Genomic DNA, 18,144 nt, shown 5'->3' with positions numbered 1-18,144 from the left:
GTTAAATCGCGCTTATTTGTGCGGTGAGTGTCTCAGGATTGGCGATATTTTGCGCTTTACCACTGGCGAACGCGTTGATGTTCTCAAACGCACAGCGAAAGTACAGCTCGTAGCTGTTTTGCTCAACATAGCCGAGGTGTGGCGAGGCGAGCACGTTGGGTAACGTCAGCAGCGGTTGATTCTCTGCGTTGGCGGGTTCTTGCTCGTAGACATCAATGGCGGCAAACTTGTCTGGGTTGTCAGCCATTTGTTGATATAACGCGCCCGTTTGTACCAGCTCGGCCCGACTGGTGTTGACAAACAACGAGCCGGATTTCATCTGCGCTAAATCTGCTTGAGTGACGATGCCACGCGTTGCATCATTTAAGCGTAAATGCAGTGAAAGCACATCCGCCCGGCAAAAAAACTCGCTTTTACTTTTCGCTGCGTCAAAGCCATCTTGCTGCGCTTTTTGTCGCGATGCGTCACTGCCCCAAATCAACACTTGCATACCGAATGTTCTACCGAACTGCGCAATCATCTGGCCAATCTTGCCATAACCCCAGATCCCGAGCGTTTGTCCGTGCAGTGTTTGCCCAAGCCCCGGTAAGTCGCTTTGCTGCCAGCGCCCGCGTTGTAGATTGTTGAGATATTGAGGTAACTGTCTACGTGCGGCCATGATCAAGGCCCAACATAGCTCCGCGGGTGCTATCGGCGAGCCAATCCCCTCGGCTACTGCCACGTTGGCTTGCGTACAGGCAGCGAGATCGAGATGGTTGCTGATTTTTCCAGTTTGGCTAATTAACTGTAAGTTTGGCAGTTGGCGAAGTAGGGAAGCGGTGATCGGGGTACGTTCGCGGATGAGGACTAGAGCCTCAAAGGGCTGAAGCCTCTGCGCCAGTGTCGTTTCGTCGTTGATGGTTTGATTAAAGACCGTCACCTGATGACCATCAAGTAGCGAAAAACAGCTAAGGCGCCGCACCTGATCCTGATAATCGTCCAAAATTGCAATTTTCATGAACTCTCCTTGTGAATGAACCCTGCATATAACACAAATAAATCAAATTCTTAAGTGAGATTCTGAGAGAATGTTCGCAGTAATATTATTGATAACTCTGTGTCAAAACAGATAAGCACAAAAATATAATTAGCGAATAATTCACTGATTTTTATAGTTGTATTTTATAAAATAAATCAATACTGAATGTCTCAGTGTTAATAATATGTATCATTTTGTATACATGTGGTTAAATTTATTTTTATAAAAAATTGGCTGAGTGATTTTTTGTTGACCATCTTTCTCGTGCCAGCGGTGTTCCGTTGGCCTTCAACCACATAGATGAGGTTGGAGAAGGAAAAACTATATCAACAGGAATCAAGAATGAAACACAACCAACGTCAAATTCCTTGGCTGATTGCAGCCGGAGTCATCTGTTCTCTTCCAGCCACAGCTGCCGAGATGGTCCCCGTATCCGATAGCAATATCTTGGAGCAGGCGCTTTCGCTACAGGCACAAAGTGTGGCTCCAGTCGACAATGGCTTTCAGGCAGTCAAGAGCGTTCAGCTTCCTAACGGTCAGGTGCGAGTTCGTTATCAGCAGACTTACCAAGGGATCCCTGTCTTTGACACTGCGGTGGTCGCAACAGAAACTCAGTCAGGTTTAAGCAATGTTTATGGCACCATGGCGCAAGGCATCGCAGGCGATGTGGCCTCGGTGAAACCAGTTATCGACCTCAAACAAGCCATCAACATCGCGCTACAGCGCCACCAGACGATCAGCTTCAATGGCCAACCTTTTAAGGTGGAAAACGAGAACGGTCAACTGATGGTGCGCCTTGATGAAAATAACAAAGCACAAGTGGTTTACTTAGTCAGCTTCTTTGTTGCTGAAGAGGAGCCATCTCGTCCGTTTATGTTCATTGATGCCAACAGTGGCGAAGTGCTGCAAAGCTGGGATGGCCTCAACCATGCAGAGGCGCACGGTACTGGCCCTGGCGGAAACAGCAAAACAGGCCGCTATGAGTACGGTACCAACTACCCGGGTTTTGTCATCGACAAAGTGGGCACCACCTGTACCATGGACAACAGTGTGGTCAAAACTGTTGACCTGAAAAACCGTACTTCGGGAAACACAGCATACAGTTATAGTTGTACTGGTGAAAGCAACTACAACGAGTATAAACCTGTTAATGGTGCTTACTCTCCACTCAATGATGCGCACTATTTTGGCAAAGTAGTGTACGACATGTATCAAGATTGGATGAACACTTCGCCGCTGACCTTCAAACTGACCATGCGCGTTCACTACAGCAGCAACTATGAGAATGCGTTCTGGGATGGTTCTGCGATGACCTTCGGTGACGGGGCTTCAACCTTCTATCCATTGGTTGATATCAACGTTAGTGCCCACGAAGTGAGCCACGGCTTTACCGAGCAAAACTCAGGGCTGATTTACAGCGGCATGTCCGGCGGTATGAACGAAGCCTTCTCCGATATCGCAGGGGAAGCGGCTGAGTTTTACATGAAAGGCAGCGTTGACTGGTTAGTGGGGGCGGATATTTTCAAATCGAGCGGCGGTCTGCGCTACTTTGAGCAACCATCACGCGATGGACGCTCAATCGACCACGCCTCGCAATACTACAACGGTTTGGACGTGCACCACTCCAGTGGTGTTTACAACCGCGCTTTCTACCTGTTAGCGAACAAATCCGGCTGGAACGTGCGCAAAGGCTTTGAAGTGTTTACCTTGGCAAACCAACTGTACTGGACCGCGAGCAGTACCTTTGATGCTGGTGCTTGTGGTGTTGCGAAAGCCGCTGGTGACATGGGATACAGCGTAAACGATGTGGTTGACGCGTTTAACCAAGTGGGTGTTAACGCCAACTGTGGTACGAATAACTCACGTGTGTTGGTCAATGGAACACCAGTGAACAACCTTTCTGGCGCATCTGGTTCACTTGAGTACTACACCTTTACTGTGGACAGTGCAGCGAATGCGGTGGTTTCCATCTCTGGTGGCAGCGGCGATGCGGATCTCTATCTCAAGGCGGGCAGCAAACCCACCACCAGTTCTTGGGATTGCCGCCCTTATCGCAACGGCAACAGCGAGAGCTGTTCGGTGAATGCGCAACCCGGCACCACCTACCATGTGATGCTGCGTGGCTATTCGAGCTACAACGGCGTGACATTACAACTGCAACACTAACTGGTTTGTTTTACAGAAAATCAGGCCGGGCAGGCACTCCTGCCCGGTTTTTCGTTTACATAACCAAATGTTCTAGATAAGACGACAATGTTTTGTCTTGAGCGCTTTTGTTTTTACTTTCTTGCCCTGATATTGGTTAAGACACCCTCCAATAACACAAGGAAACATCATGGCAGATACCTACATTCCACCTAAAGTTTGGACCATGAATGCGGACAACGGCGGTCAGTGGGCAAGCATCAACCGACCTGATTCCGGTGCGCGCTTTGAACAAGAGCTTCCGGTAGGGCAACATCCGTTGCAGCTCTATTCGATGGGCACGCCAAATGGACAAAAAGTTACGATTTTGCTCGAAGAGTTACTGGCACTCGGCGTCTCACAAGCGGAATATGACGCGCACCTGATCAAAATCGGCGATGGCGATCAGTTCTCTTCTGGCTTTGTGGCGGTCAACCCCAATTCGAAGATCCCCGCACTGGTCGATCGCTCTGCTGAGCAGCCGATCAATGTGTTTGAGTCGGGCAACATATTGCTCTATCTCGCAGAAAAATTTGGCCATTTCCTGCCGAGCGATCTCGCTGCGCGCACTGAAGTGATGAACTGGCTGTTTTGGCTACAGGGCTCGGCGCCGTATCTTGGTGGCGGATTTGGCCATTTCTACGCCTATGCGCCGGAAAAATTTGAGTACCCGATCAACCGTTTTACCATGGAAGCCAAACGCCAACTGGATGTGTTGGATAAACAGTTAGCCAAACATGCCTACATTGCGGGTAATGAGTACAGCATTGCCGATATCGCCATCTGGCCTTGGTATGGAAATTTGGTGCTCGGCACCGTGTACAACGCAGCGGAGTTTTTGGATGTGGCGAGCTATCAAAACGTGGTGCGCTGGGCAAAAGCGATCGAGCAGCGCACCGCCGTGCAACGCGGGCGTATTGTCAACCGCACTTGGGGCGAGGAGTGGGAGATGGTGGCCGAAAGACACAGCGCCGCGGACATCGACCAAGTACTTGCCAAACGCAGCTAATCCGGCGTAAGCGCCACTTGCAAGTAGCCATAGAAAAGGAATGCCACGCCATTCCTTTTTGTTAGGACGTAAGTTTTTCGCTGGTCGGCTAGCCGCGCTCTTGTATTTATGGTGCTGGGACGGTGCGATCAGGCGTTCACTGGTATCGGCTTACCCACTGGTTCTTCAGTTGCTTGGGTTGAAAGTGCGTAGCATGTCTGTAAATGACGTTCCAAACAGGCATAGACGTCTTTATCAATTTCTCCCTTATCGACCAAAGGTTGCATGATGGCAACGATCTCATCGCTTGAAAGTCTGGCTCGATAGGGGCGATCTTGCGACAACGCTTGGAAAATATCTGCGACTGCGATGATCCGTGAAGGCAAATCCAACTCCTTGTCGGTTTTGTTGTAGGGATAGCCACTGCCGTTTAGCCTTTCGTGGTGATTGATGGCCCATTCACCAATTTTTGAATCGGGGAAAACCATACTGAGTGCCACCTCGGTATCGACGGTGTGCCGCTTAATGTGAATGTACTCATCTTTGCTCAGTAGCCCGCGTTTGTGCAATATCTCGTCTGGAGTGCGTAATTTACCGATGTCGTGCACCAGTCCGGCGACATACAACATTCGGCCCACTTCAGCATTTAACCCCATTTTGTGTGCTAGAAACTCACACAGTTCCGCGACTTTGATCGAGTGTTGGTAGGTGAAGGGGCTTTTAGCGTCTACGATACCAGCGATAAAACGGCCAAGCTGGATCAGCAAAGGGAGTGAGAGATCTTGGCGTAGCCAGTCCAGATGTTCAAAATGGAGTGGAATGGTTTCGATATGGGTTGAATCCATGGCGAACCAGAAGCCGTCTTTTTTGACAAGTTGGCTCAGCACATCGACATATTCAGGACAAAACAGCGTACCTCGGTGAACATTCAGTTCGTCGATCATCTGCTGCTTGTATAACGTTATCAGATCATGATGTGTATCTTGCAGGTATTTGGCGCGCAGGAAATCAAGTCTGTCTGCGGCGAAAATCAATGCGGCGATGTTCCGCTCATCCTCCATGATCGGCATGTCTTTTAGTTCTCGCCATTCGGTATGGTGAAACAGAATGATACTCGAAAAACGCGCCAGCAATTCGCACGCTTTCAAAGCTTGGTAACCAGCTTGGCAATGCGTGTCGGCATCTTTTGGCTGCATCTGGCTGACTAATTTCTCATGTTCTTGCGTTTGCGATACGCCACAGTCGTGCAGTAAACCAGCGAAAAAACAGAACTCTTGCTGACTTTGTGTCCAGCCCAATGCTTTAGCGGATTCATAGACGATGTAAGCTACTCGTTGATTGTGGTGTAAATCATCAATGCCGACATAATCGAGCGCACGAGCAACCCAAATCAAAGCGTGTTGCAGGTTCACTGCAAAGGTGACATTTCCGTGATGTTTAGCCGTTTCCATGATAGCCCTCCCAGCACAGAGCGAGTTTGCTCGCAGCTTTTTGCAGACGTTGTTCCCTTTAAAATATAGTGCAACAGTACTCATTATGCGGTGCAAAAAATAGTGTTTGCACTGCAACTTTAGTCTTATTTTCGTGCCACGGAGCAGTTACTAACTGGCAACCGATTGGCTCTCTTCTTCACTGGCACGGCTGCGCAGTTGCACCTTTGCCATCCGTTTGGCTAAGGTATACACGCGTTTGAGTGATTCCACCCACTCCATTTCATAGCGGAAAACTCGTAGGCGATTGCCATCTTGCAGCGCCAATCGTTGCGCCTGATGGGCCAATACTGCATCAATCAATGCATTGAGTTCACGCTTGGCGTTGATTACTGCTTGCGCTTCGGCGGCATCGCTGCGCCGCACCGAGTTAACCGCATCCAGTAACGTGTGGTTCACTTTTTCTTGGACAGTGTCTAAGGTCTTGCGCATCTCGGGGCTGATGCTGATGTCATCGTTAAGTGCTTTATAGGCCAGTGGCAAGAGCGAGTTGACGACGATATCGGCGACGCTTTCAAGCTGGTGGCTAATGCTGATCAATTTGATCTGCCGCGCACTTTGTTGATCAGAAAGTGGCTCTTTGCGCAGTTGGCCAAGATAGGAAAGAATCGCGCCGTGCAGTTGATCGACCTCTTCTTCAATCGCTTCAATTTCTTTGAGTTTGTCTCTCACCGCGAGCACCTCTTGGCGCTTTTTACAACCTGGCGCGAGAGGAGGCAACATGTTGAGCATGTTACAGACCCGTCGTCCGACTCGGCCAATCTCCAGTTTCGCTTGATCGAGCGCGATGTCAGGGGTGGGAAGAAACGCTGCGTCAATGTATTTAGTCTGCAATTGCGTTTTTGTCTCGCCCGATTGAGGAGGAAGAATTTTGCGTACCAGCCAGACAAACGCCCCGGCAAAAGGCAGCATGATTGCGGTGTTGAGCACATTAAATAGGGTATTGGCGTTGGCAATTTGCCTTGGCAGTTCGGCGGCCAGTTTTTCCACCCCGCTTAGGCCCGGTTGCGTCGGTGAAAGTGCGATACTCATTTGCGCCAGCCAACCAATCAGCGGTAACCAAATCATCACTCCCAGCACATTGAACAGCACATGCACGGCCGCGGTTTGCATCGCTTCGCGGCTTTTTCCGACCGCGGCAAAGATGGCAGTGATGCAGGTGCCGATGTTCGCGCCCATGGCCAGTGCGATCCCGGTTTCTAGCGGAATAAAACCTTGGCCAGCGAGCACAATCACAATCCCTGTGGTGGCGGACGAGGACTGAACCAGTGCGGTAAATAGGGCCGAAATTAAGATCGCCAGAAAGAAATTGTGCATGTGCGCCATTAACTGAATGAATGGCTGGTAGCTGCGCAGCGGCTCCATCGCCTCGCTCATTAGATTCATGCCAAGGAAAATCAATCCTAAGCCAAACAACATGTTACCGTAGTGCTGGGTGGTCTCTTTTTTCGAGACAAAGAACATCATAAAGCCAATTGCAACCATCGCCAGTGCCGCTTTGGTGACTTTAAAGGCGATGATTTGTGCGGTAACTGTGGTACCAATATTTGCGCCCATAATCACGCCAATGGCTTGCGGCAGCGTCATGAGCCCCGCTGAAATAAAACCCACCAACAGGACCGTGGTCACCGACGACGATTGAATGATCGCAGTAATGCCCGTACCAGTTGCGACCGCCGCTAAACGGTTGGTGGTCAGTTTGGCAAGCCACTGCTTCATCTTGTTGCCCGCGACGCGTTTTAGCGCATCGGACATTTTCTCCATGCCATAGAGAAAAATCGCCAAACCGCCGAAAAGACCAATGCTCATCGGTAAGTAGTGGATCTCATTTTGCTGGGTGCTCGCCGTTTCAGTGGCGGAAAAAACGGCAAAAGGCAACAAGGTGAGGAGAAAGGCGAGCTTGGACAGAAAAGGGCGAGTAGGCATAGACAACATAGGCAGCATCACTTTTATTCTTCTTCGTTACTTAAAGATTAGCCGTTAATAATCAGAGCGTGACAGATTCGTTTCACTGAGCAGTTTGCGAGTGATTTCTAACTCTTTCATGGTGTTGTAAGTATTGAATGGCATGCATATCCGCTGGCCGATATATTGGTCAGAGCAATTTAACGAAGGGCTAGATTAATGAGAAGTATGCTGTTTATACCCGTTATACCTGCACTTTTGCTGGCTGGATGCACGCTGACCGAGTCGTCACTGCCACTTCAGCCAGACAGCAACTGGCAGGTGGCCACACTACCGAATGGAATGAAATATCACCTTTATCCCACTGACGACTCGCAAGTATCACTGCGCTTGGTGATCAATAGCGGTTCTTTTCAAGAAACGCCGCAGCAGCAAGGTTACGCGCATTTTATTGAACACATGGCGTTTAATGGCAGCCAACATTTTGCGGGTAATCAAGTGATTGAGCTGTTTGAGCAAGCTGGGGGTAGCTTTGGTGCCGATATCAACGCGTTTACCAGTTACCAGCAAACAACTTATAAATTGGATCTGGCAGACAATAAAAGGCTTAAAGACGCGTTAACGTGGATGCGTGACATTGGCGATGGCCTTGAGTTTGACCCCAATGAAGTTGAAAAAGAGAAAGGGGTGATTTTGGGCGAGTGGCGTCGCTCTCGCCCGGAAGATAAAGCGTTTTTTTATAATCTATACAATGCCATGATCGATGACACGGCTTACGAGCAGCATGATGTACTGGGCTCGGAAGCATCCATCCAAAATGCCAGTGCCATGGCGTTGCAAAACTACTATCAACGCTGGTATCAGCCGCAATATAGCGAACTGATTGTCACTGGCAATGTCGATGCTGCGCAGTTGAGCGAAGTGATTCAGCAGACTTTTTCGAGCTGGCAGTCAAGCAGCACTGAGCCTTTGCCAAAACAGCGTGATATCCCCCTAGTGGTCGAAGATCGGGTTCTACTGAGCAATACCTTAGAATCGCCAAGTGTCCATTATGTGATTGATCGTGGTGCCGCCAGCGTGCAGAGCCGCGCACAGCAGTGGCAAAACTGGAGTGATGAGATTAGCGCCAAGCTCATTCAGCAGCGTTTGTATGCAACGCTGAATGACTCGGCAGAGCCTTTTTTAGACGTCTACGCCACTAATGAAATCATCAACTACAGCCGAGTCTCTTTTGCCGGGATATTTTTTGCGCCCGAACAGCGACATGAGATGAATCGATTGTTCACCAGCACACTCGCATCACTGCGCGATCATGGCGTGACCCAGCAAGAGCTGGATACGGTGCTGGCTGAATATCACGGCTGGCTAGACAATCTAGAGAGCGATTGGTCGAAGCACACGCCTGCTTACTTCGCCGATCAGCGCGTTTTTGCCCTCGAGCAAAATAGCATCAATCAATCCAAAGCGGACTATCAGCAGAGCTTAAGCCAGTTTGTTGCCAGCTACGACTTAAGCCAAACCAATCAGCAGCTACGCGATTTATTATCCTCGGATCCTGCGTTTATTATGGGGTTAGATAGAGGCGATAAGATTGCCCAGTGGGTCGGCGCAACTAGGGCCGTTCGTGCCGCTTATCAACAAGCAGGTATCAAGCCGCTCAATATGGAAGTGAAAAGTAATGGCTTGCTGCAGCCTAAGCAGGATGGGCGCATTTTAAGCGTGGCTGATTATCCCGGCGGTTTTAAAGTTTTCCAATTATCGAATGGGGTGGAAGTCTGGTTTCAGCAAGACAAACAAGCAGGCGATCGCGCTTACGTCAATTTTGCCAGTGCAGGTGGCAAAGCGGCGTTGGATCCTTCGCTGTTCGCTGCGTTCGACGTGGGCACGGCCGCGGCGATACAAAGCGGTTTGGGACAATTTTCAGGCCCGGAGCTAGATCGCTTTTTGCGCAGTAAGGACGTTGCCCTCAATCCCTATCTGGGTTTGACACACCACGGCGTGGAAATAACCGCAGCGAAAAAGCACTTAGCGGTGGCGATGCAAGCGTTATACAACACCGCGACAGAAATTAAGGTGGAAGCTAAGCAGCTTGAAGCGGCGAAGAAAAGCTTTGTGCAAAACCGAGAGTCGTTTATCAAGTCGCCTTTCGGTCGGTGGATGATGAGTATTGCTAGTAACTTTTACCAACCGCAAAGTCGTAACCAGTTATTGCTGCCGGAGGATATTAAGGAGGTTACGGCAGAACAGATCTATGCGCTGCATCGAGAGTTATTTCATAAGAATCACGGTTTTAAAATGGTCATTGTCGCTGATTTGACCAGTGAGCAATTAACGCCCTTGCTGCGTCAATATGTGGCGTCAATTGAACTGCAAGACGCCGACCCTGTCGACTTCAGCGTAAAATATCGACCAGACGCAAAAGCCTATCAATCTTTGAATGAAGGGGCAGAAGCATCATCCATGCACCTTGTGCGGCTGTGGAATCCACAGGGGGAGACCAAGCAGGGCAGATCGGTATTTGCTGAAGACATGCTCCAGCGCATCAGCACTAGCCGCGTGCTCAAACAACTGCGTGAGGAAGCGAGTTTAGATTACAGCCCAAATGTGACTTCAGTTGCACTGGACAATGAAGCGGTCTCCGACTGGTATTTTGTATCGCAACTGAATCCGCAAGATGTGGAAAAAATGGAAGCCCAGTTAACCACCGTACTGTCGCAACTGGCGAATGACATTACGCAGCAAGACGTCGATACCGCTGCGCAGCAACTGAGTTTGGCGCTGCAAGATCTTGACAAGGACCCCAAGCAGCGCTGTTGGTTCTACACTCGCTATCTAATCAGCGGCTATGGAGTAGATGTGTTGCTTGATGTGGACAAAACCGCTCACAGCATCACTCTGCAAGAGATTCGCCGATTGGCTAAGCACGCCTTTGGCCCACAGGCCAAACGCTTTACCAGTGTACTCAATCCTAAATCCTAATCTTCGTCTATCTATGTTCAGGCAACGGAGGCGGTTGCCTGAACGTTTCTCAATGTTCCGAGAAAAATCGTCTCTGACCTGCTTGTGTGTTTCGTAGAGTTTGCTAATACTCTTTAGTGTATTCGTAATATTATCAGTAATTTAATATGCATCTTGTTGCGTTTTTGGTGTGGTGTGTGCTAGTCAATTGACTGGTTTTACCAATAAACGTAAGTGCAGTCACAGAAAAAAAACCGTGCTTCAGAGTTCGCCCATATTAAAACCGTGGCACTAGTGAGAAAATACACTGGCTTAGGTGAGGGAGAGTGATTGCTGCCACTCCCGTGCAATGTATGAGCCACAACGGCGAGTGTGCTGTGCCCTGACGTGATGAGAATAATAGTTAAAAAGAAACGCCATTTCGCCCTTCTGCTTTGCAGGGTGAGCAGACCAGGAAAGCTAGTCATGTTTAATCAAAAACTCAAATTAGAAATACGCCAATTACAGAGTGAATTGGATGCTGCCAAACAACAACATGCCACCGAAATCGCCGAGTTTTCTGCCTTAATTGAGCAAAAAGAGCGAGAAATACAAGAATTGAAAGAATCGCGTTTTATTGAGTCGGCCCTTGTAAGAAGCCAATTGCAAGGTGGCACTATGCTTGAAGCGATTCGTACCGGGCTTGCCTCTAGCGCCGAAGAGCTGATTCGTGAGCGCGAGTCGCTGGTCGAATTGGACGAGATGTTCGAACAGACGCACGCTGCGCTGGCAAGGTTGGAAAGTCGTGCTAAACGCATTAATGAGCAGGCCAACAGCAATATGCAAGGGGCGCAAGTGTTGGAAAACACTGCTTCCTCCATTGGCCAACTTATCCACGCGATTCAAGAGATCTCTGCGCAAACCAACTTGTTGGCGCTCAATGCTGCGATTGAAGCGGCACGCGCTGGTGAAGCTGGGCGCGGTTTTGCCGTGGTCGCGGATGAAGTGCGCGCTTTGGCGGGCAAAGCGCACACGGCCAGTGAGCAAATCGAAGAGTTGGTCAACAAAGTGATTGTGCAAACCTCAGACATCAAACAGTCGATCGGTAAAAACCAGACTTATTCGTTGGAAGTGGCCAGCTCGTCAGAACAAATCGGCGCTGTGGTCAGCGATGTGGTGGTCAAATCCCGCCAAATGCAGGAGGTGATCCGCGTAGCGACAACCCGAGCCTTCCTTGACACGGTCAAGCTAGACCACGCAGTGTGGAAAAATAACGTCTACGACAGTATCAATCGTCGTAAATTCGACACTGTGGTGAACAGTCACAGCGAATGTCGTTTAGGGCGCTGGTACTTCGAAGGACAAGGCGCTAAACAGTACAGCCACCTCGCCAGCTATGGTAGTTTGAAAACGCCACATCAGCGTGTCCACGACGCTGGCCGCGCCGCATTGGATGCTGGCGGCAAGCGCGATATGAACCGTTTAGTCAGCCAACTAGAATCAATGGAATCGTCCAGTGAACAAGTGGTTACTGTGATTGATCGCTTACTTAACGAAGTGATTCACGATAAACGCTAAAGGATAAAACTCGCCACGGCGTTGTGGGTCGTGGCGACATCCCTTTGAAAGCACTCTATTATTCTCATGTCTTTGCTTGCACATTGACTGATAATAGAGTGATAAATTCTAAAAACGAGGTAAATATCGCAAAATAAACTGTAGTGAAATTCACTAATATTGATTATATTGATATTCGTATGACAAATTTGAAACAATCCGATTTCAAATGGTGGTGATATGGAAATGCACAACTACTCAAGTTATTGGTTTACCAAAGATTACAAAATCGCTTTCTTCTTTCCAGCATAGTCTCTTCTATTGGTGGGTCTTCCGCTATCTGTCTGATTTTAAATTAATAATAAACCGTTAATTAATCAGAATCCCACAATCTGCTTACTCATTCACATGCGAACGGTTATTTCCGTAGCGTGCAAAAAAGTACGCTTTAAATATATTTATCCTGAATATTCTGAGTCTCTATTCGGGCGGGATCTGATTACCTGCAAGAAAGGTAATAATAATGAACAATTTCAAACATCTTCCAGAACCATTTCGTATTCGTGTTATTGAGCCAGTAAAACGCACCACAGAAGAATATCGCCAACAGGCGATTATCAATGCCGGTATGAATCCGTTTTTACTCGACAGCGAAGATGTGTTTATCGATCTGTTGACCGACAGTGGTACTGGCGCAGTAACGCAAGACATGCAAGCGGCGATGCTGCGTGGTGATGAAGCGTACAGCGGTAGCCGCAGTTACTACGCCTTAAAAAATGCAGTACAAGATATTTTTGGCTATCAATACACCATTCCAACGCATCAAGGGCGGGGCGCTGAGCAAATTTATATTCCGGTTCTGATTAAAAAACGCGAACAGGAGAAAGGGTTAGATCGCAGTAAAATGGTCGCGCTATCCAACTATTTTTTCGACACCACGCAAGGGCATACACAAATTAACTGCTGCGTGGCGAAAAACGTCTACACCGAAGAGGCGTTTGACACTTCGGTGACCGCCGATTTTAAGGGCAACTTTGATTTAGAAAAGCTCGAGCACGCCATCCTTGAAGCCGGGCCTGCTAATGTTCCTTATATTGTCAGCACCATTACTTGCAACTCTGCGGGCGGCCAGCCTGTATCGATCGCCAACTTGAAAGCGGTGTATGAAATCGCGCAGCGCTACCACATTCCGGTGATTATGGACTCAGCGCGTTTTGCGGAAAACGCCTATTTTATTCAGCAGCGCGAGCCGGGTTATCAGGAAAAAAGCATTGCCGAAATCACCTTAGAAGCTTACCGCTACGCCGATGGATTGGCGATGTCGGCGAAAAAAGATGCCATGGTACAGATGGGTGGTTTGCTCTGTTTTAAAGACGAGCGCATGCTGGATGTGTACAACGAATGTCGCACCTTGTGTGTGGTGCAAGAGGGTTTTCCAACCTATGGCGGTTTGGAAGGCGGCGCGATGGAACGTTTAGCGGTTGGCTTGTATGACGGCATGCGCCAAGAGTGGCTCGCCTATCGCATCAGCCAAGTGCAATATTTAGTCGATGGGTTAGAAGCTTTGGGTATCGTTTGCCAACAAGCAGGCGGTCATGCGGCGTTTGTTGATGCGGGGAAATTGCTACCCCATATTCCGGCGGAGCAGTTCCCGGCGCATGCATTGGCGTGTGAGCTCTATAAAGTGGCGGGGATTCGCGCGGTGGAAATTGGATCTTTGCTGCTAGGGCGTGATCCGGCAACAGGTAAGCAGCTTGCCTCCCCAGCAGAGCTGTTGCGCCTTACCATTCCCCGCGCGACCTACACGCAAACGCACATGGATTTTATTATCGAAGCGTTTGAAAAGGTCAAAGCCAATGCGGCAAACGTCAAAGGGCTGGAATTTACTTACGAGCCGCCCGTACTGCGACATTTCACTGCGCGCTTTAAAGAGGTGAAATAAAGCCTTAGCGGTGAGAAAAGATAAGCAACAGCAACCGGGCACGATCGCCCGCTTGCTGTTTTTGCTAACTCACGGATGAGCGCGCCGCTTAGCGAGACATGCTCTGATTGGCGGCGATCTGCTCGCCCATGGTGATTAAGCGATCGAGGATGCGCTCACCGTCGGCACGTAAGCCGTTGTGTTCATATTCGTTAGTGATCCACGCTTTGGCGTTGGGCATCAGCGCTAAGGTTTCACGGCTGAAATCCATCTCCACAAACATATCCTCGGCGTACACTGCGCAGCTTACTGGCACGCTGTTACGCTTGAGCTGTTCGGCATCATACAAGTCATCCCAATCGGTCTTTTGTGCGAGGAGCTCGGCCGCTTGCTGAAGTGGTTTAAGATTGATGTATTGATCAAACATCCAAGGAAAGACCATTTCCCCTGTGAAGTAAAATGCTTGGTCCGACTGATAGTCAAACACTTGCTGCGCTTGACGCACGCGGTGCGCGCTCCAGTTTGACGCAAACCCCTGACAGTAAATCGACTCATGCAAAATGGCGTAAATTGGGTTAGTGTGAAACGACTGTTGCCCCAGCATTTGCTGCAAAAATTCATAGCGCAGTGCCGCTTTGCCATTCTGGTTGATAAAGGCATTTTCCAGCAAATAATAGGTCGCAAGGAAGGTGTCACTCATGCCAAAGTGAATGCCCGTTTGCTGGAACTGCTCGACGGTAAAACGCTGGCCGTTAGGTAAATATTCGTCATGTGTCAGCAGATGGTCGGCGATCTGTTGGCAGAGAGTTTGCGCTTGTGGAAATTGTTCGAAGAAGGCGCGGTTTTTGTCCATGGTGCGCTTAAACGTTGCCTGATAGACATCATCTGGGTGGCGCGAAATCGATGGCACGCCACCGGTAATGTAGCTGCGCAGTAGACTGTCTGGGAACAGCGATAGGTACGTGAGGGAACAAAAACCACCAAAACTTTGCCCTAAAATGGCCCACTTCTCGATGCCTAACTCACGGCGAATAAACTCGGCATCGCGCACTATGTTATCGGCGCGAAAATGTTGCAGATACTCGGCCTGCTGCTGCGCGCTGAGCTCGGCTAACGTCTGATGGCTGATCACGCTGCTGTTGCCCGTGCCACGTTGGTCCAAAAGTAGTACGCGATACTGTTGTAATGCACGCTTGAGCCAGCCGCTGTTGCCTGTGGGCCTTCCGGCTGGAAACCCCGGTCCACCTTGAAAGTAAACGAGCCAAGGCTTTTCCTCATCACCAGTGTGACGCACGGCGCGGGCAAAAATCTCAATCTCGCCTTTGCTTTGGTCTGCATAATCCAACGGTACGTTAAAATAGTGCGGGGTGAACGTCAGTCCTTCGTGGTGAAACGTCAGTGCGTGATGCATTTTCTTTCCTTGTTCTGGGGGTAGCGGAGTAGTTTAACGAGTATTGTCACGTTTGTCTTAAATCCAACAAATGTCGAGTCGTGCTGAACTATTTTCAAAAAAAATTTGAAAAAGAAGTTAATCACTGGCGGTTTTTCAAATGGGTTCAGTTGGTTAGATTAGTCACACTAACGACATGAAGGACAATGAGTCCACCCATTGGAGAAAATATGAGTATTGTTCACGCCGCCAAATCCCGTTATTCCACCAAAGCATTTGATGCCAGCCGAAAAATTGCGCCAGAGAAAGTGGAAGAGATCAAAGAGCTACTGCGTATGAGTGCTTCGAGTGTTAACTCTCAACCTTGGCACTTTATCGTTGCTAGTAGCGATGAGGGCAAAGCGCGCATTGCCAAAGCGACTCAAGGCGGTTTTGCTTTTAACGAGCGTAAGGTGCTGGATGCATCACACATTGTGGTGTTTTGTGCCAAAACCAGCATTGATGAAAACTATCTACTGGATCTCCTTGAAAACGAAGACAAAGATGGACGTTTTGCCGATGAAGCGAGCAAAACTGGCATGCACAATGGTCGCTCCTTTTTTGTCAATTTGCACCGTTTTGATATCAAAGATGCGCAGCACTGGATGGAGAAACAAGTCTATTTGAACGTGGGGACCTTGCTTTTGGGCGCTTCTGCGATGGAAATTGACGCGGTGCCGATTGAAGGCTTCGATGCCAAAGTGCTCGATGAAGAGTTTGGTCTGCGTGATAAAGGGCTGACCAGTTTAGTGATCGTACCGCTGGGCTATCATAGTGAAGCCGATTTTAATGCCAAACTACCGAAATCGCGCTGGCCAGCCGAAACGGTTTTTACCGAGATCTAAATCATGATTCATCTATTAGTGGAAATTAAAGCGCACGCTGAGCACATCGAACAAGTTCGCGGTTTACTTACTGCGCTGCTTGAGCCGACGCGTCTGGAAGAGGGCTGCTGCCAGTATGAGCTTTTTGCCGACAGCCAAATCGAAGGCCTTTTTTTGATGCAAGAGATTTGGTGTTCGCAGCAGAGTCTTGATAGACACGTTGCCAGCGACCACTTTCAAGCCTTCAAGCAACAAGTGGACAGTGCCGATATTTTAGAATACCTGCACCTTCGCCCGCTCTCATTCGTGGCTTAGCTCTGTGTGGTTTTGCTGACAATGTTGCTCAATTGCTGCCAGTACCGCTTGACGTTGCTGGCAGCACTTATTTTGTACAAATTCTTGGAAAGTACGGATAAGTGGCGTGATTGCACGCCGATCGGTACACATCATGTAAATCGGTACCACGCCGCCATCCCACTCAGGCAACACGCGCACCAATCGGCCGCTTAGAATATCTTGGCTAATATCCATCAGCGATTTATACGCGACGCCTTTACCTTTTAACGCTTGGCGATGCGCCACTTCGCCGTCATTAGTGGTTGGATTGCCGCTGACGAGCACGCTTTCCGTTTCTCCTTGACGATGCAACTGCCATTTGTTGTGTAGCGAGCCAGAGAGCATGTAGCACAAGCAGTTGTGCTGAAGCAGGTCGTTAGGCTCGCGAAGCGGCGCATGAGAGGCGACGTACTCCGGTGATGCGCACAAAATGCGCTCATTGGACTTGCACAGAGGAATCGCAATTAAGCTCGAATCGGCTGGTTCGCCGTAGCGAATAGCGACATCGATGGGCTGGCTATACATGTCGGTAAGGCTGTCTGACAGGTCGAGTTTGACCATCACGCGCGGGTGCAGTTCGATAAACTCATCAATCCACTCCAAGAGCATGTTGCGGCCAAAATCGGAAGGGGCGCTGACATAAAGCTGCCCGGCCAATTCGCCCCGAGCGCAGTTGATCTCATTGAGACCCTCTTCAATCAAGTTGAGCGCTGCACTGGTTTTTTGCAGGAAAAGCGTGCCATCCCCCGTGAGGCGTAAGCTGCGCGTCGAGCGAACAAACAGCGGGAAATGGATCTGCTCTTCAAGGCGTTTAATGGCAGCGCTGACGGCGGCAGGAGTGAGATCGAGGCTGTTGGCTGCTTTTGAAAAACTGCCCTGACGAGCGGTTTCCACGAAAATGTTCAGATCGTTCAGTGCTTTCATCGGAGGTGTCGTGAGAGATAATTTTGCCCGACTATAGCCGATTTATCAGCAAAAAGCCTCAGTCATAGCGCTGAGGCTGGTACGAACGTTAGCTAAGCGTGGGCTGCAAGGTGAGCATCGCATCTCTTAAGCGCTCTGATAGTGGCGCTTTACACTGATTTTTAAAATCGAACATCACCACAGTCGCACTGCCTATGGTGGTGACCTTGTCCATGTTTTTACTCACGACCTGATATTCCATGGTAAAGCGATCTTCACCCACCTGCGTCACTTTGGAGCCGATGAGCAAGGTATCGGGGTAAGTGACTGGAATGCGATAACGGCATTGAGTGTCACTTAAGACGGGGCCAATCTGTGTCTTTTTCAGTTCATCCATCAAGTTGATTTGCGCAAAATACTCCAAACGCGCGGTTTCAAAGTAGCGGAAGTAGACAACATTGTTGACGTGCTGTAGCGCGTCCATTTCTCCCCACGCGACCTTAATCTCGGTGATGACCGGAAATTCTTCTAATAGCGAATGCATTGGCGCTCCTTTTCGTGATTCGTCTTACTATTTCGAGTCTTTATTCTAAATTGCACGCGACAATTATGTAATGATTGGATTAACAAAATGTAAAAATAAAAGATGTTT

General features: G+C 49.2%; 14 protein-coding genes. 8 read left to right on the top strand and 6 right to left on the bottom strand.

Going from position 1 to position 18,144, the window contains the following annotated elements; translation table 11 throughout:
* Position 1 precedes the first annotated feature (1 nt).
* A complete protein-coding gene (locus EWA64_RS15825; RefSeq protein WP_061894259.1) occupies positions 2-997 on the bottom strand; it encodes a D-2-hydroxyacid dehydrogenase family protein in 996 nt (331 codons plus the stop codon).
* A gap of 363 nt (positions 998-1,360) precedes the next feature.
* Between EWA64_RS15825 and EWA64_RS15820 the strand changes: the two genes are divergently transcribed.
* Both EWA64_RS15820 and yghU read left to right on the top strand, forming a co-directional pair.
* On the top strand, positions 1,361-3,184 hold the full coding sequence (locus EWA64_RS15820) for a M4 family metallopeptidase (protein ID WP_061894260.1): 1,824 nt from the start codon (positions 1,361-1,363) through the stop codon (positions 3,182-3,184).
* A gap of 169 nt (positions 3,185-3,353) precedes the next feature.
* Entirely contained in the window at positions 3,354-4,211 is an 858-nt protein-coding gene (gene yghU, locus EWA64_RS15815; protein WP_061894261.1) for a glutathione-dependent disulfide-bond oxidoreductase, read from the top strand.
* Between the two features lie 128 nt (positions 4,212-4,339).
* Here the strand turns inward: yghU and EWA64_RS15810 are convergent, their stop codons facing one another.
* The gene (locus EWA64_RS15810; RefSeq protein ID WP_061894262.1) at positions 4,340-5,641 is read right to left on the bottom strand and encodes an HD domain-containing phosphohydrolase; all 1,302 of its coding nucleotides are present in this window, start codon (positions 5,639-5,641) and stop codon (positions 4,340-4,342) included.
* Positions 5,642-5,791: 150 nt separating this feature from the next.
* On the bottom strand, positions 5,792-7,615 hold the full coding sequence (locus tag EWA64_RS15805) for a Na/Pi cotransporter family protein (RefSeq protein ID WP_061894652.1): 1,824 nt from the start codon (positions 7,613-7,615) through the stop codon (positions 5,792-5,794).
* Between the two features lie 189 nt (positions 7,616-7,804).
* On the opposite strand from EWA64_RS15805, the gene EWA64_RS15800 reads away from it, so the two are divergent.
* From EWA64_RS15800 to tnaA, 4 genes are all read left to right on the top strand, one after another.
* Positions 7,805-10,564 carry a M16 family metallopeptidase gene (locus tag EWA64_RS15800; RefSeq protein WP_061894263.1) on the top strand — a complete coding sequence of 920 codons (2,760 nt, stop codon included), beginning with the start codon at positions 7,805-7,807 and terminating at the stop codon, positions 10,562-10,564.
* A 444-nt stretch (positions 10,565-11,008) separates the two neighbouring features.
* Positions 11,009-12,100 (top strand): methyl-accepting chemotaxis protein, encoded by a 1,092-nt coding sequence (locus tag EWA64_RS15795; RefSeq protein ID WP_061894264.1) that lies wholly within the window; start codon positions 11,009-11,011, stop codon positions 12,098-12,100.
* A gap of 219 nt (positions 12,101-12,319) precedes the next feature.
* Positions 12,320-12,391 (top strand): tryptophanase leader peptide, encoded by a 72-nt coding sequence (tnaC, locus tag EWA64_RS15790; RefSeq protein ID WP_082796262.1) that lies wholly within the window; start codon positions 12,320-12,322, stop codon positions 12,389-12,391.
* 211 nt (positions 12,392-12,602) lie between these two features.
* Entirely contained in the window at positions 12,603-14,021 is a 1,419-nt protein-coding gene (tnaA, locus tag EWA64_RS15785; protein ID WP_061894265.1) for a tryptophanase, read from the top strand.
* A gap of 88 nt (positions 14,022-14,109) precedes the next feature.
* Here tnaA and EWA64_RS15780 read toward each other — a convergent pair whose 3' ends face one another.
* On the bottom strand, positions 14,110-15,411 hold the full coding sequence (locus EWA64_RS15780; RefSeq protein WP_061894266.1) for an alpha/beta fold hydrolase: 1,302 nt from the start codon (positions 15,409-15,411) through the stop codon (positions 14,110-14,112).
* A 209-nt stretch (positions 15,412-15,620) separates the two neighbouring features.
* Between EWA64_RS15780 and nfsB the strand changes: the two genes are divergently transcribed.
* Positions 15,621-16,274 carry an oxygen-insensitive NAD(P)H nitroreductase gene (nfsB, locus tag EWA64_RS15775; protein ID WP_061894267.1) on the top strand — a complete coding sequence of 218 codons (654 nt, stop codon included), beginning with the start codon at positions 15,621-15,623 and terminating at the stop codon, positions 16,272-16,274.
* 3 nt (positions 16,275-16,277) lie between these two features.
* On the top strand, positions 16,278-16,568 hold the full coding sequence (locus EWA64_RS15770; protein ID WP_061894268.1) for a putative quinol monooxygenase: 291 nt from the start codon (positions 16,278-16,280) through the stop codon (positions 16,566-16,568).
* Here the strand turns inward: EWA64_RS15770 and EWA64_RS15765 are convergent.
* Complete coding sequence (locus EWA64_RS15765; RefSeq protein WP_369435841.1) at positions 16,554-17,513, bottom strand: LysR family transcriptional regulator; 960 nt, start codon at positions 17,511-17,513, stop codon at positions 16,554-16,556. The genes EWA64_RS15770 and EWA64_RS15765 overlap by 15 nt on opposite strands.
* A gap of 88 nt (positions 17,514-17,601) precedes the next feature.
* Positions 17,602-18,036 carry an acyl-CoA thioesterase gene (locus EWA64_RS15760; protein ID WP_061894269.1) on the bottom strand — a complete coding sequence of 145 codons (435 nt, stop codon included), beginning with the start codon at positions 18,034-18,036 and terminating at the stop codon, positions 17,602-17,604.
* Positions 18,037-18,144 lie beyond the last annotated feature (108 nt).

The sequence above is a fragment of the Vibrio cidicii genome, from assembly GCF_009665415.1.
In the GTDB taxonomy this organism is placed as follows: Bacteria; Pseudomonadota; Gammaproteobacteria; order Enterobacterales; family Vibrionaceae; genus Vibrio; species Vibrio cidicii.
This window is presented reverse-complemented; position numbering and strand designations above follow the sequence as displayed.

Bases quoted from the DNA above. Each gene is read 5' to 3' on its own strand.
- nfsB (WP_061894267.1), top strand. From the start codon at position 15,621: ATGAGTATTGTTCACGCCGCCAAATCCCGTTATTCCACCAAAGCATTT.
- EWA64_RS15780 (WP_061894266.1), bottom strand. From the start codon at position 15,411: ATGCATCACGCACTGACGTTTCACCACGAAGGACTGACGTTCACCCCG.
- EWA64_RS15805 (WP_061894652.1), bottom strand. From the start codon at position 7,615: ATGTTGTCTATGCCTACTCGCCCTTTTCTGTCCAAGCTCGCCTTTCTC.
- EWA64_RS15820 (WP_061894260.1), top strand. From the start codon at position 1,361: ATGAAACACAACCAACGTCAAATTCCTTGGCTGATTGCAGCCGGAGTC.
- EWA64_RS15800 (WP_061894263.1), top strand. From the start codon at position 7,805: ATGAGAAGTATGCTGTTTATACCCGTTATACCTGCACTTTTGCTGGCT.
- EWA64_RS15765 (WP_369435841.1), bottom strand. From the start codon at position 17,513: ATGAAAGCACTGAACGATCTGAACATTTTCGTGGAAACCGCTCGTCAG.
- EWA64_RS15760 (WP_061894269.1), bottom strand. From the start codon at position 18,036: ATGCATTCGCTATTAGAAGAATTTCCGGTCATCACCGAGATTAAGGTC.
- EWA64_RS15810 (WP_061894262.1), bottom strand. From the start codon at position 5,641: ATGGAAACGGCTAAACATCACGGAAATGTCACCTTTGCAGTGAACCTG.
- yghU (WP_061894261.1), top strand. From the start codon at position 3,354: ATGGCAGATACCTACATTCCACCTAAAGTTTGGACCATGAATGCGGAC.
- EWA64_RS15770 (WP_061894268.1), top strand. From the start codon at position 16,278: ATGATTCATCTATTAGTGGAAATTAAAGCGCACGCTGAGCACATCGAA.
- EWA64_RS15795 (WP_061894264.1), top strand. From the start codon at position 11,009: ATGTTTAATCAAAAACTCAAATTAGAAATACGCCAATTACAGAGTGAA.
- tnaA (WP_061894265.1), top strand. From the start codon at position 12,603: ATGAACAATTTCAAACATCTTCCAGAACCATTTCGTATTCGTGTTATT.
- EWA64_RS15825 (WP_061894259.1), bottom strand. From the start codon at position 997: ATGAAAATTGCAATTTTGGACGATTATCAGGATCAGGTGCGGCGCCTT.